Source organism: Ralstonia sp. TCR112 (assembly GCF_007997035.1).
GTDB classification, from domain to species: domain Bacteria; phylum Pseudomonadota; class Gammaproteobacteria; order Burkholderiales; family Burkholderiaceae; genus Ralstonia; species Ralstonia edaphi.
Genome location: NZ_VOSS01000269.1, coordinates 1 through 1,202, shown reverse-complemented (window position 1 = coordinate 1,202; position 1,202 = coordinate 1). Strand labels below are relative to the sequence as shown.

Sequence of the window (1,202 nt, the reverse complement as noted above, 5' to 3'; positions counted from 1 at the left end):
AAGCCCGGCGTGTACATCGGCTGGAAGCGCGAGGCCTCGGCGGTAAGCGTCTGCCGCGCGGCACCGAAGTCGAGCAGGATCGGCGAAAAGTCTTCGCGCAGGTAAATGTTGCCGGGCTTGATGTCGAGGTGCAGCAGCTTGTGGATGTGGACTTCGCGCAGCCCGCTCATCAGGTCATGGAAGACCTGGCGGATGAAGCGCTCGCGCAGCATCTTCAGCTTGCCTTGCTGGCGCGCGGTGAGGATGTGTTCCTGCAGCGTTTTACCCTGCTCATACGTCATCACCATGTAGACCGTGCCATTTTCCCGGAAGAAATTGAGCACGCGCACGATAGCGGGGTGCGAAATCTTGGCCAGCGACCGGCCTTCTTCGAAGAAGTACTTGAGCCCGAGGCGGAACGCACTCGCGCTTTCTTCGGGCACGACAGGAATCAATTCGCCCGGCGCGCGACGGCAGCGAAGACGGAAGGTATTCCTTTACGGCCACCGGCGTCCCATGCTCGTCGGTCGCAAGATAGACGAAGCTGAACCCCCCGCTGGCCAACTTCTTTACAATACGATAATTGGACAGCAAGGTGCCGACCGGCAACGGGGCACTGCGCGGCTGTCCTGAGCCTTTTGACTCTGTCATGGGTTTGTGTGGCGAAATGGCTGTCGGATTCTCCCTGACCAGTCCACACGTTGTAAAGCGACAAAAGGTGGGGGATTCCCCGCCAATTCCAGGCGTTAAATACCGCCACCGGATTTCCCGATTCGACCAAGAACAACACACCACGATTCCATGATCCACAGCATGACCGGCTACGGCGTTGCCACACGCCAGGCAGCCTTTACCGATGCCCATGGCGCCCCCAGCGGCAGCGTCGCTACCGTCTCGGTCGAATTCCGCACCGTCAACTCCCGCTTCCTCGATCTGCTGTTCCGCGCCCCTGAAGAGTGCCGAGCCTTCGAGCCGGCCCTGCGCGAAATGCTGATGAGCGCACTGTCGCGCGGCAAGCTGGAATGCCGGATCAATCTGCAGCGCCAGGAAGCTGCCAGCGATGTCGCGGCGCTCAATGTTGAGCTGCTGCAACAACTCGCCAAGCTCGAGCAGGCCGTTACGCGGTATCTGCCGGCATCGGGTTCGCTGCGCATGGGTGAAATTCTGCGTTGGCCCGGCGTGCTGGCCGAGCCCCAGCTGACACAAGACGCGCTGCGCGATGC

1 protein-coding gene and 1 pseudogene are annotated in these 1,202 nt (G+C 61.1%); one reads left to right on the top strand and one right to left on the bottom strand.

What is annotated here, in order from left to right; translation table 11 throughout:
* A pseudogene (locus FUT88_RS25855) lies at nt 1-630 on the bottom strand (serine/threonine protein kinase); the annotation flags it as partial.
* Nucleotides 631-780: 150 nt separating this feature from the next.
* Between FUT88_RS25855 and FUT88_RS25850 the strand changes: the two are divergent.
* On the top strand, nt 781-1,202 hold a 422-nt coding region (locus tag FUT88_RS25850), incomplete at its 3' end, for a YicC/YloC family endoribonuclease (protein WP_325205682.1).